Origin of the sequence: Bradyrhizobium sp. AUGA SZCCT0105 (assembly GCF_018129565.1) — a bacterium.
GTDB lineage: Bacteria > Pseudomonadota > Alphaproteobacteria > Rhizobiales > Xanthobacteraceae > Bradyrhizobium.
Genome location: NZ_JAFCMK010000001.1, coordinates 1,943,836 through 1,958,121, shown reverse-complemented (window position 1 = coordinate 1,958,121; position 14,286 = coordinate 1,943,836). Strand labels below are relative to the sequence as shown.

Sequence of the window (14,286 nt, the reverse complement as noted above, 5' to 3'; positions counted from 1 at the left end):
ACCCCAACCCTCTCCCCGTAAGAACGGGGCGAGGGAGCGCAGTCCCGTTGCGGCCATCATTCGACGCGGTCCCATCGCACTTCAGTAGCCCAGCGCCAGTCCGTCCTTGCGATGGTCGGAGGCGCCGAGCAGAACGCCGCGCGCATGGTCGATGCGGATCGCCTGGCAGCCGCCGATCGGCTCCTCGGAGAAGCGGGCATCGTGGCCGCGGGCGCGAAGGTCGTCGCGGATCGCTGGCGATATCGTCGTCTCCAGCGACAGCGCGCCGTCGAAGGCAAACGAGCGCGGTGCCTCGGCGGCCGCCTGGATGTCCATCTTCAGATCGAAGACGTTCGACAGCAGATTGGCATGGCCGGCGGCCTGGTAGTGCCCGCCCATTACGCCAAACGACAATACGGTCTTGCCGTCCTTGCGCAGCAGGCCCGGAATGATGGTGTGCATCGGGCGCTTGCGTGGCCCGAGCGAATTGAGATGTCCGGGCCGGGCGCGAAAACTCCAGCCGCGGTTGTGCAGCAGGACGCCGGACTTCGGCGCATAGATGCCGCTGCCGAACGGATAGAACAGCGAGTTGATCAGCGAGACGGCGTTGAGGTCGCGGTCGACCACCGTGACATAGACGGTGTCGCGATGCTCGATATCATCCCAGGCCGCGGGCGCGGACGCGCGGTTCATGTCGATCTTGCTGCGGATCCTCCCGATATAATCGTCGGCAAGGAATGCGGTCGGATCGACCTTGCCGGCGGCGGGATCGCAGAAGAAGGCGTCGCGCGCGCGGTAGGCGGCCTTGGTCGCTTCGGCGAGCAGATGGATCCGATCGGCCTGCGCCAGCGCGCCGACATCGAAGCCGGCAAGTGTCCGCAGGATCATCAGCGCCGCCAGGCCCTGCCCGTTCGGCGGACACTCGATCACGTCGTGGTCATGGTAGAGTGCCGAGATCGGCTGCACGTAGTCCGAGGTCTGCGCTGCGAAATCCTCGGTGCTGTGGGCGCCGCCGAGCCCGCGCAAGATGCCGACCATCTCGTCGGCGGCCTCGCCTGCGTAGAACCCCTCGCGCCCGTGCTGCGCGATCCGGCGCAGGGTCCGGCCAAGCGCAGGCTGCGTGCGGATGTCGCCGACCTCAGGCGCCTTGCCGCCGGGAAGGAACTGCGCCGCGGCATTGGCGTCGATCTCGATCCGCGCCCGGAAGCGGCGCCAGTCTTCCGCAACGCGCGGTGTCACGCAAAAGCCCTGCTCGGCCGCCGCAATCGCCGGCCGGAAGATCTCCTCCAGCGACCTGCTGCCGTGATCGGCGACCAGCCTGCACCACGCGTCGACGGCGCCGGGCACGGTCACAGCCTCAGGCGCGGTCGGCGGAATGTCGCGCGCGCCGCTGCCGGCATATTTTTCAGTATCGGTGCCGGCGGGCGTGCAGCCGGAGCCGTTCAGCGCGATCGGCTCGCCGGCCTTGGGCGAATACAGCGCAAAGCAGTCGCCGCCGATCCCGGTCATCTGCGGCTCGACGACGCCCTGCACCGCCACCGCGGCCACGGCTGCATCGACCGCGTTGCCACCGGCCTTCAACATCTCGACCGCGGCAAGCGTCGCCTGCGGGTGCGAGGTTGCGGCCATGCCACGCTCCGCAACCGCCACCGAGCGGCCGATGGCCATAAAATCACGCATGTCGGATCCTCAAATGCTGTGAGCGGCAGCCGCTCGCCAACATTGTCGAAAACGACACCGGTCCCTGGCGGAGTCTCGGCCGGCTGCGCGGCGAGCGGCAATCCACCTAACGGTGGATCGGTGAATACAGGCGAGGTTTGTCTCGCCGGACGCTTTCCGGACGCGGCGAATTGATCCGACGGCAAGGCAGCAAAACCTGTCAAAACCTGTGCGTGAAGAGTGCTTTGGCCTATCTGCGTAGTTGCGTGTTCGCCGGCTAATTCTGCGGTGGTTAACTGGTTGCCAAGCTCAGAGCGCGATGGCACGCTGTCATGATCAATTTGGCTCATGTTTGATTTCCAATGCGGATGTCATCTCGCAAAGAGGTTCATGGCACCAGGCGAAATCAGTTCGGTTGCGGAGCTGGTTGGTTACGCATTGCCGCGCCTCTGATCACACTGTCATGCGGTGTCGTCGTTCGCGATGTGCACGCGGCGTCGCCCACGGAAGAGTCGGGCCCACAGGTGACAGCATCCGAACCGTCGGCTCAAGCCGATGCTCGGAGCGCGCCGCCAGGTGCGGACCGAGCGAGCCCCGAGGCTCTGCCTACGACGGAAACCGAGAAGCAATCCGAGCAAGCATCTCAGACGGCCAACGTTGTCGACCCGCTCAAGGCCGCTCCTGACAATGTCGATACAGTCTTGGTCCTGGACGAGTGCTTTGTTGCCGAGGCATGCATCGACCGGTTCCTTGGAGTACTTTACACGCGAGCGCCGAAGACCGACTGGATCGTCGTCTACGAGAAAACGGACGTAACGATCAAGCGGAAGGGAAAACAGATCACCGTCACTCGCAGCATCCCCAAGCGGGTCGAAAATGACTTCGGATGGAAGGACCCCAGAGCAGCAGATAAAGCCGGCATGCCTCTGATGGATTATGTGATCGGAGGGATGGATCGAGCCTTCAAGGGAAAGCTGTTTTATTTGCTCCATGCAGCAGAACAGGCCGGACTGGCACCTGGGATCACAAGCGGATTCCGAGATGACTATCGACAATCAATCGCGAGCGGGCTGAAGGCCGCGAATGACAAGTCCTATCACGGTGGCAGTTCGCGAGGAGGCTATGGTCACGGGCTCGCCGCAGACATCATCAGCATGAACGGCGGGAGCAAGGACGAGCGCGTAATCGAGACCAAGCGATTATGGAAATGGATCGACGAACACGAAAAGCAGTTCGGAGTCGGACGTCCATATTTGAATGGAGACCCAGCGCATCTCGGACCAATCGACGGTCCGGAATACGTAGCTCATCGTTCAACATCGAGCCACGCCAGGCTGATCGGCAAGCGACACACCCGAATTGCGGCATCTTCCAGGCATGGCGTGAAAACGCGAGCAAAGTCAAAGGCAGCGACGAAGCCTGCGACAACGAAAATCAGCTCGCGCCTGTGATCGGCGTGCGCGTCGCTGCGCTTCGAATGTGCGCTCCGGCGAGCCCCAGCCCAGGGGGTGAGCTGGGGCTCACGGCGGCTTCGGAGACTGTAGCGGCCAGCCTCCAGCAACGACGTTACGCCTCTCCCCTGAATTTCATCCACCAGGAACCGCAATTGCTGCGGCGCGCTACTACTTTTGCGCTGCTGAGTCCGCTCACCGCGAGATCTGTTACTCAGAGCTAGTTCAGAATGGCAATTGTCGCGCGCAACTGTCGATTTTACTATGTCCTCAGTCGTGCGGATTGGCCGACGTCAGCCCCACACCCCGACCATGCACATCGCGCGATCAGGGATCGCCGCTTCGGCCCACGGAGCGACGGTCCCGCCCCATTCGGGATGCGACAAATTAGCCCGACGGGCAACTCAGCAAAGACGTGTCAACCCCTCGCCATCAAAATAATTCGGTTTATCGGAACGGCAACTCAGTGTATGGTCTGCGCGTCTCACCCGATCGAGGGGCGCTGCGCATCGTCACGGGTGTTGCGGTGAGATGCGGTGGACGCTGATCGCGCAGTCGACGAATGCGCGCGAAGCGGACGGTGAAGTCGTGTGGTCCTGACGCCCTAGCGGCAGGTGTCTTTTCACAAAACGCTCACGCGTCTTGTGAAGACGGTGACAAACAAGCCCAGTCTCGCCGGGGAGAGCACGAAGTAAGCCGTAACCCATCGCGCAGGGAAAGCCGGAGTCTCCGGTTACACCTGTGGTCCTACCCCCGAGCTTTCTACCTTTTGCTCGGGGCCCATGGGTGCGATCGGCACCCGGCTTTCCCTGCGCCCTCTTCAAGAGAGAGGGCGGAACGAAGAGCAAAGCTCGGGCGATTCATGTCGCGAGAATGCGGTTGTATGACTCACAGGCCGCGCAACATTTTCGCTGTCGTCCCGGCGAAGGCCGGGACCCATAACCACAAATGCAAATTGTTGCGCAATGCTGGAACAACGAGTCCCGTCAACAACATCTGCTGCGGAGTATGGGTCCCCGGCCTTCGCCGGGACGACGGTGGGGCAAGAGCCGTGCTCGCAATCGACAGCTCACGCCCTCAATGCGGCCGCGACATCAGCGCGACGACGGCGGAGCGGGTCTCGACGCCGAGCTTCTCGAAGATATGGATCAGGTGAGTCTTCACCGTCGCAAGACCGATGCTCAGGCACTCGCCGATCTCGCGGTTGGTGCGGCCGCAGCACAGCAGTTCGACCACTTCCATCTCGCGCGAGGTCAGTCCGTAGCGTGCCGGCTCGTCGGGATTCGGGGACAGGCGGCTGGTCAGGTTGAACTCGAGGTAGTCATGGATCTTCTCGGCGATATGCATGCTGCCGTCGGGAATCGTGCAGCCCGGCGCCCAGAGCACGCTCATTCCGGCCACGATCCGGTCGTTGCGGCGGAAGAAGAACTCGATCATGTCGGCGACGCCGCATTGGCCGGCGAACGCGCGGTAGGTCGCCGCCTCCTGGGACGCGCATTGGTCGAGCGCGATGCTCAGCCGGGCGATCGGCCGGTTGCTCGCGGAGCGCGGATGCAACGGATCGAGCCGGTTCATGCCGGCAAGATACTGGTCGTGGAAGCTCGGCGGAACGTTGCTGCTGAGCACGAAGCGGTTGAGGGTCAGATTGCCGTCGACCTCGTAGAACGCGGTCGCCGACCCTTCGAGAATCCCGCGCGCGAACTGGATGGCCTGCGTGGTTGCCGGATCCGGTCGGCCCAGAAGCGCGATCATGACCTACCTCCCGATGTTTCCCGATGGCGAACGTCTGCGCGTCGCATCGCCGGCACGCTGAGACAGACGCGGCGCGTAGTCAAGCAAATTGCGGGCCAAGCGCACATCCCGGAAACGGTTACGCCGGAGTAACCCGATGCCCCCCTCCACCATCTGGTTGATTGCAAGCGGCGCGACCGATACGGAACTTCTGCACGTCCCCGGTATCATAATTGGATCAACAATGAATTCGCGTCGCATCATGTCCGCCTTCCCGTCGGCGGCCGACGAACAAGTCACGCTCGCCAACTGGCGCCAGCATCCCTTCAGCGAGTGGGCATTCCGCAATGTCCGCGAGCTGTTGCCCACCGCCAACATCGCGTGCGCCTCGACGCCGGCGCCGCTGTCCTTTGCGCCGCGCTATCTCGACGACGTCAGCTTCGCTGACCCGCGCGGTGAGACGGTCGGCGTCGGCCAGGCCCTGCGCGCAAGCCACACCGACGGCATCGTCGTGTCGCACCGCGGACAGGTCGCTTTCGAATGGTATGCCCACGGCCTGACGCCGGACACTCCGCATCTGATTTTCTCGGTCAGCAAGTCGGTCGCCGGAACGCTCGGCGGGATCCTGGCGGATCGCGGCAAGCTCGATCCCGACGCGCCGGTGACGCGCTACATCCCGGAGATGGAGGGATCGGTCTATGGCGGCAGCTGCACGGTGCGGCACCTGCTCGACATGAGCGTCGGCATCCGCTTCGACGAGGACTATATGGCGCGCGACGGCGACGTCATGAACTACCGGCGCTCGACCGGCTGGGAGCCACCCGACCCGACCGTGCCGCCGACCAACCTACGCGATTATCTGCGCACCCTGCGGCCGAACGGTACGCCGCACGGGCAAATCTTCCACTACGTCTCGACCAACACCGACGTGCTCGGCTGGGTCTATGAGCGCGCCTGCGGCATATCCTACGCGAAGATCCTCGCGCACTATCTGTGGCAGCCGATGGGCGCCGAGCACGATGCCTACATCGCCGTCGACTCGCGCGGCGCGGCGCGCGTCGCCGGCGGCATCTGCGCGACACTGCGCGATCTCGCCCGCTTCGGCGAGATGATGCGCAACCACGGCATCAGCAACGGACGGCAGGTGGTCCCTGGCTGGTGGGTCGACGACATCAGGCAGAACGGCAATGCCGAGGCCTGGTCGCGTGGCGACCTGACCAAGGTGTTTCCGAACGGCAACTACCGCAACAAGTGGTACACGATTGATCGCAACGAACCCCCGTTCGCCGCGGTCGGCATCCATGGCCAATGGATCTACATCGACCCGGCCAACGAGACCGTGATCGCGCGCGTCTCCTCGCAGCCGCTGCCGATGGACCTCGATCTCGATCACATGTGGATGCGCGGCTATCGCGCGATCGCGGCCCGGCTTGCCGGCAAGGCCTGATAAAGCGCGACCGCCATTGACGCAGCATCATTCGATCGGCGGCCGCCGCGTATGCCAGTCCGTCACCGATTGGAACGCAGCGCCGGCGCGGACCAGCACGTCTTCGGACAGATGCGGGCCGACCAGCTGCATGCTGAGCGGCATCTGGTCCGACGCCATGCCCATCGGCAGCGTGATGGTTGGGCTGCCCGAGAAGTCGAACACCGCCGTGAAGCGCAGGATGTTCAGGAGGACGTTGGGATCGGCGCCGTATTCGCTCATCTTCGTCAGCGTCGGGATCGGCACCGGCATCGTCGGGATCAGCAAGAGATCGATATCCTCGAACATCGCAGCGAGGCTGCCTGCGAACTTCAGGCGCTCGTGATGGATCGCCGCAATGTCGACGCCGCTCGTCCCCCTGCCCTGCTCGATCAGCTGCGCGAGGTCCGGTCCATATTCCGACTTCCGCGACGGGTACGTATCCAGATGCGCCTCCGCCGTTTCCACCGAACACATCGTAATCCACTGGCTGACGAGCTTCTGATAGGGCGGGAAATGCACCTCGCGGATATCGGCGCCGAGATCGGCGAGCGTGCGCTCGGCCTGCACCAGAGCGGCGACGACCTGCCGATCGATCCCCTCCTGGGTGTATCTGCGATCGACGCCGATCCGCACGCCCCGGATGCCATCGCCTGCGCCGGCCAGATAGTTCGGCACCGGCGCGCGCAAGGCGGTCGGATCGTTGGCATCCGCGCCGGCGATGACGCCGAGCATTGCCGCGGCGTCGGCAGCGCCGCGGCACATCGGTCCGACGTGGTCGAGCGAGTCCGCCAGCGGGAAGACGCCGTGCCGGCTGACGCGGCCCCAGGTCGGCTTGATGCCGGTCAAGCCGCAGGTCGCCGATGGAAACCTGATCGAGCCGCCGGTGTCGCTGCCGATCGAGCCGTAGCAGAGCCCTGCCGATGTCGCGACGCCCGACCCGCTCGACGACGAGCCGACCCAGTAGTTCACATTCCACGGATTGAGCGGGGCCTGTTCGGCCGGATGGTGGCTGGTATAGGCGCCCTCCGTCATCTTGAGCTTGCCGAGCGTCACCGCACCGGCGAGTTCGAGCCGATCCACGATCGTGGCATTGAAGGACGGCACGAACTTCGCATGGATCGTCGTGCCGCCTGCGGTCGGCGCAAACGTCGTGTAGCAGAGGTCCTTCAGCCCGATCGGAACGCCATGCAGCGGGCCGCGCCAGATGCCCTTCGCAATCTCCGCATCGCGCTGCTTCGCCTGCGCCATGGCCCGCTCCGCAAGGACGAGCGCATAGCCATGAAACTGCCCGTCGAGTTTCGCGATCCGGCCGAGGATCGCCTCCGTGATCTCCGAGGGCTTCGCCTCGCCGCGGCGAATGAGCCCGGAGATCTCGGTGATCGACTTGTAATGCAATGGATCCGCTGACATGTCGTTGTCGCCCCGGCTAGAACTGAACACCGCGCGTCAACGCGCCGTCCACGACGAGATTGGTCCCCGTGATGAAGCTCGCCGCCTTGCTCGCCAGGAACACCGCGGCGTTTGCCATCTCCTGCGGCGTGCCCATCCGGCCGGTCGGGTTGAGCGCCAACGCGGTCTTGTACAGTTCGGGATTGCCGTCCTTGATCATGTTCCAGACGCCGCCCTCGAAATAGGTGTTGCCCGGCGACACCGAATTGGCGCGGATGCCCTTCGCCGCGAGCTGGTAGGCCAGCCCCTGCGTGTAGTGGATGATCGCAGCCTTGAACGTACCGTAAGGACCGCTGGCAAAATCGACCTCGCGCCCCGAAACGCTGGAGATGGTGACGATCGCCGCCGCTGCGCTCTTCTCGAGATACGGCATCGCGGCGTTGACGAGCCGCACCGTCCCCATCATGTCGGTGGAGAATTCCTTCTCCCAGCTCTCCTCATCCTGCCCGATCGACAGCGCGCTGACATTGGCGACGACAACGTCGATGCCGCCGAGCTTCGACGCCATGTCGGCAACCCAGGCCTTCAGCGCCGGCCCATTCGAGACGTCGACCGCACCGCCGAACGCCGCAACGCCCTTGGCCTTGATCGCGGTCACCGCAGCGTCGACATCCGCCTGGTTGCGCGCGCAGATGCCGACATTGGCACCCTCGGCCGCGAATGTGTCGGCGATCGCGCGGCCGATTCCCTTGGTGCTGCCTGTCACGAGAACCTTTGCGCCCTTGAGTCCCAGATCCATATCCATTCCCTCCGTTGTTATCGATTGTTGAACCCGCACTTTCTCACCACATGGCGTAGCCGATCAAAGCAGCAGCTGCGCGCGAACATTGTCCGCGTTGACCTCCTCGCCGGCCAGCGATCGCGTGATCTTGCCCTTTTCCATGATGTAGCAACGCTGGGCGATCGCCAGGATGGTGTCGAGATTCTGCTCGACGAAGATGATCGTGGTGCCGAGCTCGGCGCGGAACGATTGCAGCGCCTCGCAGATGTGCTGCACGATCGATGGCTGGATGCCCTCGGACGGCTCGTCGAGGATCATCAGCGACGGATTGCCGATCAGCGCGCGGCCGATCGCGAGCTGCTGCTGCTCGCCGCCCGACATGGTGCCTGCGATCTGCCGCCGGCGCTCCTTCAAGCGCGGAAAATACGTATAGACCAGCTCCGGCAGCTTCTTTCCGTCGGGCCCGCCGATCAGCTCGCCGACCTGCAGGTTCTCCTCGACGCTCATTTGCGGAAACACGTCGCGGCCCTGCGGGATGTAGCCGAAGCCGGCGCGCGCCCGCGCATCGGCCTCGAGCTGCGTGACATCCTGATCCATGAAGGTGATGGTACCGCGCCAGGTCTGCAGCAGGCCGATCAGGCAGCGCATCAGGGTCGACTTGCCGACGCCATTGCGGCCGATCACGCCGACGATCTCGCCGCGCGAGACCTGCATGCTGACGCCCTGCAGGATCGGCGTCGCGCCGTAGCCCGCCCAAAGTCCCGATACGTCCAGAATGCGATCAGTGGGCATGGGTCTTACCCAAGTAGATTTCCGCGACCTTCTCGTCCTCCAGAATGGCCTCGAGACTGCCGCGCGCGAAGATCTTGCCAAGATGCAGAACGGTGACGCGCTGGGCGACCTGACGCACGAACGCCATGTCGTGCTCGACGACCAGAACCGTCATGCCCTCGGCGTTGAACGACTTGATCAGTTCGCCGGTCTTGTAGGTCTCTTCCGGCGACATGCCGGCGGTCGGCTCGTCCAGCAGCAGAAGCTGCGGCTGCAACGCCAGCGCCATCCCGATCTCCAGCCATTGCTGCTGGCCATGCGACAGCGCACCGGCGAGCTTGCCGCTATCATCAGCCAGATTGAGCAGCGCCAGCAGCCGTTCCTCCTCAGCCCGGCATTCCGCGCCCGAAAGCCGCTCCTGCAGCGCGATCTGGATGTTCTGCCGCACCGGCAACTCCTTGAACACGCTCGGCGCCTGCATCTTGATGCTCATGCCGCGCTGCACCCGCGCGTAGGGTCGCTCCGCGGTGATATCGACGGTGTCGAAGAAGATGCTGCCGGTGGTCGGTGGATAGAGGCCGACGATCAGCTTGAACAGCGTGCTCTTCCCGGCCCCGTTGGGCCCGATCAGACAGTGAACTTCGCCGGCATTGACCGTCAGGTCGACCTCGGAGACGGCGGTCAATCCGCCGAAGCGCTTGGAGACGCCTTTTACATCGACCAGCGCCATGGTTCAGGTCTCATCCGATTGCAGGCGGCCGGCATCCGCCAGCGCGGGGGCCTCGTCGCGCCGCCGACGCCTGGTCCACCAGTCGACAACAAGCTTGCCGATGCCAAGGACAAAGCCCTGCGGCGCCAGCATCACGGTGGCGAGCAGGAGGACACCCATCAGCACCAGCGCTGCCTGCTGGCTGTAGACCGTGATGGTCTGGAAGCCGAACAGCAGCAGGAACGATCCGACCAGGGTCGCGGTCAGATCATTGCGTCCGGAGAACGCCACCCACACGATCGGCATCGCGGCCGCTGGCAGGCCGATGCTGGACGGCGTGATGAACTGCCCCCAGGACGTGTACAGCCCGCCGCTGAGGCCCGCGAGGCCGCTGCCGATCACGAACGTCAGGAGCTGATACTTGCGGACGTCGTAGCCGAGCATCTCGGCGCGCTGCGGATTTTCCCGCGTCGCCACGATCACATTGCCGACGCTCGAGTTCACCAGCATGCGCAGCGCGACGTAGACGATCACGATCAGTGCGATCATGAGGTAATAGAGCGCCGATCCCTCGATATCGAAGCTCCCGACCGTGAGCGGATCCATTCCCTTCATGCCGTTGAAGCCGTTGAGCCGGGCCGGACCGATATGCCATTCCGGTCCTGCCGTCTGCCCGAGGAAGAAGGCCAGCACCAGCGTTGCCGACAGCGTCACGATGCCGAAGAAGATCCCGCTAATCCCACCCCAGATCATGAAATAGCCGAGGACCCCTGCCGCCATCATCGCGATGACAACGGAGAGCACGAGTGCTGCAATCGTGGCCGTTCCTCCGCCCATGTTGATGGCGAGCACGCCATAGCCGTAGCCTGCGATGCCGAAGAAGAAGGTCTGGCCGAACGACAGCATGCCGCCGTAGCCCCACATCAGGCAGAGGCCGAGCGCCATGAATATCCAGATCAGGAAGTAGGCAAAGTTGCCGACATCATAGGAGTCGGCGAACAGCGGATAGATCAACGCGCCCGCCAGCACGGCAACAAAGCAGGACCAGAAGATCTTTCCGCGTCCGAGCGTCTGCGGACCGTCGAGCAGCTTCAACATCAGAAATTCCCGTCTAGCGCCCACGACGAACCAGCACGCTGGATAGCCCTTCAGGCAGCACCCGTATGATCAGGATGACAGCAAACAGCATGCCGATCTGCCCGATGATTTGCCCATAGCTGGCATTCAGCGCCATCCTGATCATCGCCAGGAACACCGCGGCCGGCGCGGTTCCGAGCAGGACATTGGCACCGCCGATCACGACAGTGACAAAGCTCTCGACCACGAAAGTCGCGCCCATGGTCGGGATCAGCGTCATGGTCGGCGCGTAGAGCGCGCCGCAGAGCCCTGCGAGCGCCGTGCCGATCCCGAAGCTGATGGAATAGATGCGCCCCGTGCGCGCGCCGAGCGCCTTCGCCATTGCCGCATTCTGCATCGTGGCGCGCGCGATCACGCCAAAGCGCGTCTTCATGAAGATGATGTAGAGCCCGGCCAGCACCGCCACCGCAGAGCCGAACAGCACGAGGCGATAGGTCGAGAACGTGTAGCCGCCGATCGCAAAACTTCCTTCCGGCGTGCCGATGCCGCGCACCGCGGAGCCTACGATCAGCAGCATCGACTGCGTCACGATCAGGCTGAGGCCCCAGGTGGCAAGCAGGGAATCCAGCGGACGCTTGTAGAAGCGCCGCACGACGAGGTACTCGACGATCATGCCGATGATGCCCGCGGTCAGGGCGGCCAGGATCTGGGCGATCGGGAGCGGCACGCCGAGATTCACGAGCCCGACCGTCACATAGGCCCCGCACATGATGAACTCGCCATGCGCCATGTTGATCACGCCCATCATGCCGAACACGATGGCAAGGCCCGCCGCCGACAGGATCAGGAACGCGAAGACGTCGGCGAATTGATAGAATAGCGAGAAGAGTTCAGCCGACATTCCACTCTCCGTGATCACGGCGCCGCATCATTGCGGCGCCGGTTCGCTTCAAGGCCGTAATGCAAAACACGAGCAAGATTCGTGCCCGCTTGCATCACGATTTGTTGGGAAGATGACTCGGCGTGTACTGGTCCTTGTCGTTCTTCTTGGTGAGGTCGCAGCCGATCTCGCCGAGCCAGTAAGGCTGGATCGTCCCGTAGTCCTTCTCGACGGTCACCTCGTGCTTGGGCCCGACCGAGATCAGGCGCATGCGGTGCGACGTATGCTGGCTCTTCGGATCGATGCAGACCTTGCCCTCGGGGGCGTCGATGCAGGCATCACCGGTCGCAATCACCTTGCGCATGTCATCGAGCTTGGTCGACTTCGCCTTCTCGACCAACGCCTTGTACATGTAAAGCGCGTTATAGGCATTGTAGCCCATGTCGTTGATGTAGAGCTCGTCGGGGAACTTGGCGTGCCAGCGCTTCTTGAAGTCGTTGGCTTCGGGCGTGTCGATCTCCTCGAACCAGTTGGCGGTCGCATGCATGTTGTTGAGCGCCGGCGGCTTGAACCGCTTGTGCTCGAAGCCGAGCATGACCTTGATCGAGGACCCCATCGGCAAATTGAGGTTGGCGGCGGCCGCCTGCTCGAAGAACGAGTCCTGCGCGGCACCGACATTGATCGTCAGCAGCCAATCCGGCTTCGCCTTCTGGATGTTCTGGATCGTCTGCGCGAATTGCGATACGCCGAGCGGGATGAACTCCTCGCCCACGACCTCGCCGCCGAGGTCCTTCATGATCTTGCGGTTCCACTCCGCGGAGATCTGGCCGAAATTATAGTCTGCTGCGATGACGTAGACCTTCTTGCCGAACTTCTGGACCATCCAGGGGATCAGCGTCGAGAACTGCTGCTCCGGCACCGCACCCATGCTGACCATGGAGGCATCGCAGACGCCGCCTTCATACTGGTTCGTGTAGAAATACGGCGTGGTGGTGCGATCGACGATCGGACGCAATGCCTCGCGTGAGGCAGAGGTGATGCCGCCGATCAGCACGTCGACCTTGTCGCGGTTGAGCAGGCGGCGGCCGAACTCCTGGTAGCGGGCATTGTCACCTTGGGGATCAAGGTGAATCAGCTCGATCTGGCGGCCGAGAATGCCGCCGCTCTTGTTGATCTCCTCGACCGCCAGCTGCGATCCATGCAGCTTCGGCAAGCCCATGAATGCCAGATCGCCGGAGACGTCCTCCAGCAAGCCGACCTTCAATGGCGGGTCGGCCGCCTGGGCAGCACCAATGACAGCCGTCCCGAGCACGGCACCAAGCAAAGCCATTCCGACTATACGCCCCGAATTCATCGCGATGTTCCTTGTCGTTGAAAGATGTGGAAGTCACGCCTTGAGGTAATTCTTCAGGATCGACGCCCCCATCGTGTATTTGGGGTCGACCATGTTGCCGAGCCGCATGCGGCCGGCCTGGCTGAGCAGCATGTAGGCGTCGATCTCGTCGAAGCCGTAGTCCGCGCTCATCCAGCGCACGAGCTCGCGATAGGCAATCCGTGCCGCGTCCTCGAGCGGCCGCGCGCTGCCGATCGTCATGATGAAGTCGCGCGTCTCGAGCCGCGGCCAGGCGAAGCTCCAGTTCTTGATCAGATCGATCTGCAGCGTCACGGTGGCGCGCTGCTCGAGCGCGACGCCCGAGAGCTCGCCGTCGCCCTGCGTGGCGTGGCAGTCGCCGACATAGAGCAGCCCGCCTTCGGTATGCACCGGAAAATAGATGATCGAGCCAGGCGCGACGTCGGGCAGGTCCATGTTGCCGCCGTGATAGTCGGGCTGCAGCGAGGAGATCGCCTCGATCTCGGGCGACACGCCGATCGTGCCGATGAACGGCTCATACGGCAGCGTGATCTTGTCGTTCCAGCGCACGCCGTTGCGATCGACATGCAGCTTCTTGACGCGCTCCGGCAGCGGCGGATTGAGCAGCGCCGTGGATGCCGTTCCGACCAGGCCGCCGAACTCCGGAATGATGCAGGTCGTTCCGGCCGGCTGCGCGCCGCGGGTCTCGACGTCGCGAATATAGACAGCGAGGCAATCGCCCTTCCTGGCGCCCTTGACCGCGATCGGCCCGCATTGCGGGTTCAGGTAGGGGAAGTTCAGCTTCGCCGTGGGGCTGTCGGTCTCGCTGGTGAGCACGCCGCCGAAGGCGTCCTCGGTCTCGACGACGACCACCCCGCCCGGATCGATCAACAGGGTCGGCTCGGCATAGGGTCCATAGACGTAATGGAAGCGGCCCTGTTGCTCGATCGTCAAACTATGGGTCGTGCCCGTCGCGCCCTTGGCGACGGCCCGCTTGGCCATGATGGAACTCTTCAACCAGTCTTCGGTCATGCGAACGC

Annotated in this window: 12 protein-coding genes; 2 read left to right on the top strand and 10 right to left on the bottom strand. The window is 63.7% G+C overall.

The window, feature by feature from the left end; all coding sequences use genetic code 11:
• Positions 1-81: 81 nt before the first annotated feature.
• Positions 82-1,659, bottom strand: coding sequence for a gamma-glutamyltransferase family protein (locus JQ573_RS08795; RefSeq protein ID WP_212310829.1), 1,578 nt, complete (start codon positions 1,657-1,659; stop codon positions 82-84).
• A gap of 503 nt (positions 1,660-2,162) precedes the next feature.
• Between JQ573_RS08795 and JQ573_RS40745 the strand changes: the two genes are divergently transcribed.
• Positions 2,163-3,089 (top strand): D-alanyl-D-alanine carboxypeptidase family protein, encoded by a 927-nt coding sequence (locus JQ573_RS40745; RefSeq protein WP_312011389.1) that lies wholly within the window; start codon positions 2,163-2,165, stop codon positions 3,087-3,089.
• Between the two features lie 1,077 nt (positions 3,090-4,166).
• Here the strand turns inward: JQ573_RS40745 and JQ573_RS08785 are convergent.
• Complete coding sequence (locus JQ573_RS08785) at positions 4,167-4,841, bottom strand: LuxR C-terminal-related transcriptional regulator (protein WP_212310831.1); 675 nt, start codon at positions 4,839-4,841, stop codon at positions 4,167-4,169.
• A gap of 223 nt (positions 4,842-5,064) precedes the next feature.
• Between JQ573_RS08785 and JQ573_RS08780 the strand changes: the two genes are divergently transcribed.
• On the top strand, positions 5,065-6,267 hold the full coding sequence (locus tag JQ573_RS08780; protein ID WP_212310832.1) for a serine hydrolase: 1,203 nt from the start codon (positions 5,065-5,067) through the stop codon (positions 6,265-6,267).
• A gap of 27 nt (positions 6,268-6,294) precedes the next feature.
• Here the strand turns inward: JQ573_RS08780 and JQ573_RS08775 are convergent, their stop codons facing one another.
• From JQ573_RS08775 to JQ573_RS08740, 8 genes are all read right to left on the bottom strand, one after another.
• Positions 6,295-7,698: an amidase gene (locus JQ573_RS08775; protein ID WP_212310833.1), complete on the bottom strand. Its 1,404-nt coding sequence runs from the start codon at positions 7,696-7,698 to the stop codon at positions 6,295-6,297.
• 16 nt (positions 7,699-7,714) lie between these two features.
• On the bottom strand, positions 7,715-8,476 hold the full coding sequence (locus JQ573_RS08770; protein ID WP_212310834.1) for an SDR family NAD(P)-dependent oxidoreductase: 762 nt from the start codon (positions 8,474-8,476) through the stop codon (positions 7,715-7,717).
• Positions 8,477-8,539: 63 nt separating this feature from the next.
• Positions 8,540-9,250 (bottom strand): ABC transporter ATP-binding protein, encoded by a 711-nt coding sequence (locus JQ573_RS08765; protein WP_212310835.1) that lies wholly within the window; start codon positions 9,248-9,250, stop codon positions 8,540-8,542.
• On the bottom strand, positions 9,240-9,959 hold the full coding sequence (locus JQ573_RS08760) for an ABC transporter ATP-binding protein (protein ID WP_212310836.1): 720 nt from the start codon (positions 9,957-9,959) through the stop codon (positions 9,240-9,242). Before JQ573_RS08760 ends, JQ573_RS08765 begins: the two co-directional genes overlap by 11 nt.
• 3 nt (positions 9,960-9,962) lie before the next feature.
• The gene (locus JQ573_RS08755; RefSeq protein ID WP_212310837.1) at positions 9,963-11,036 is read right to left on the bottom strand and encodes a branched-chain amino acid ABC transporter permease; all 1,074 of its coding nucleotides are present in this window, start codon (positions 11,034-11,036) and stop codon (positions 9,963-9,965) included.
• Positions 11,037-11,049: 13 nt separating this feature from the next.
• Positions 11,050-11,916, bottom strand: a complete 867-nt coding sequence (locus tag JQ573_RS08750) for an ABC transporter permease subunit (protein WP_212310838.1) — start codon at positions 11,914-11,916, stop codon at positions 11,050-11,052.
• A 94-nt stretch (positions 11,917-12,010) separates the two neighbouring features.
• Positions 12,011-13,225, bottom strand: coding sequence for an urea ABC transporter substrate-binding protein (locus JQ573_RS08745; RefSeq protein ID WP_212310839.1), 1,215 nt, complete (start codon positions 13,223-13,225; stop codon positions 12,011-12,013).
• Positions 13,226-13,282: 57 nt separating this feature from the next.
• Complete coding sequence (locus JQ573_RS08740; protein ID WP_212310840.1) at positions 13,283-14,278, bottom strand: acetamidase/formamidase family protein; 996 nt, start codon at positions 14,276-14,278, stop codon at positions 13,283-13,285.
• Positions 14,279-14,286 lie beyond the last annotated feature (8 nt).

What these genes read in the sequence shown, in the direction of transcription:
- JQ573_RS08755 (WP_212310837.1), bottom strand. Translation starts at nt 11,036, where the DNA reads ATGTTGAAGCTGCTCGACGGTCCGCAGACGCTCGGACGCGGAAAGATC.
- JQ573_RS08780 (WP_212310832.1), top strand. Translation starts at nt 5,065, where the DNA reads ATGAATTCGCGTCGCATCATGTCCGCCTTCCCGTCGGCGGCCGACGAA.
- JQ573_RS08760 (WP_212310836.1), bottom strand. Translation starts at nt 9,959, where the DNA reads ATGGCGCTGGTCGATGTAAAAGGCGTCTCCAAGCGCTTCGGCGGATTG.
- JQ573_RS08770 (WP_212310834.1), bottom strand. Translation starts at nt 8,476, where the DNA reads ATGGATCTGGGACTCAAGGGCGCAAAGGTTCTCGTGACAGGCAGCACC.
- JQ573_RS08750 (WP_212310838.1), bottom strand. Translation starts at nt 11,916, where the DNA reads ATGTCGGCTGAACTCTTCTCGCTATTCTATCAATTCGCCGACGTCTTC.
- JQ573_RS08795 (WP_212310829.1), bottom strand. Translation starts at nt 1,659, where the DNA reads ATGCGTGATTTTATGGCCATCGGCCGCTCGGTGGCGGTTGCGGAGCGT.
- JQ573_RS08785 (WP_212310831.1), bottom strand. Translation starts at nt 4,841, where the DNA reads ATGATCGCGCTTCTGGGCCGACCGGATCCGGCAACCACGCAGGCCATC.
- JQ573_RS08775 (WP_212310833.1), bottom strand. Translation starts at nt 7,698, where the DNA reads ATGTCAGCGGATCCATTGCATTACAAGTCGATCACCGAGATCTCCGGG.
- JQ573_RS08765 (WP_212310835.1), bottom strand. Translation starts at nt 9,250, where the DNA reads ATGCCCACTGATCGCATTCTGGACGTATCGGGACTTTGGGCGGGCTAC.
- JQ573_RS08740 (WP_212310840.1), bottom strand. Translation starts at nt 14,278, where the DNA reads ATGACCGAAGACTGGTTGAAGAGTTCCATCATGGCCAAGCGGGCCGTC.
- JQ573_RS08745 (WP_212310839.1), bottom strand. Translation starts at nt 13,225, where the DNA reads ATGGCTTTGCTTGGTGCCGTGCTCGGGACGGCTGTCATTGGTGCTGCC.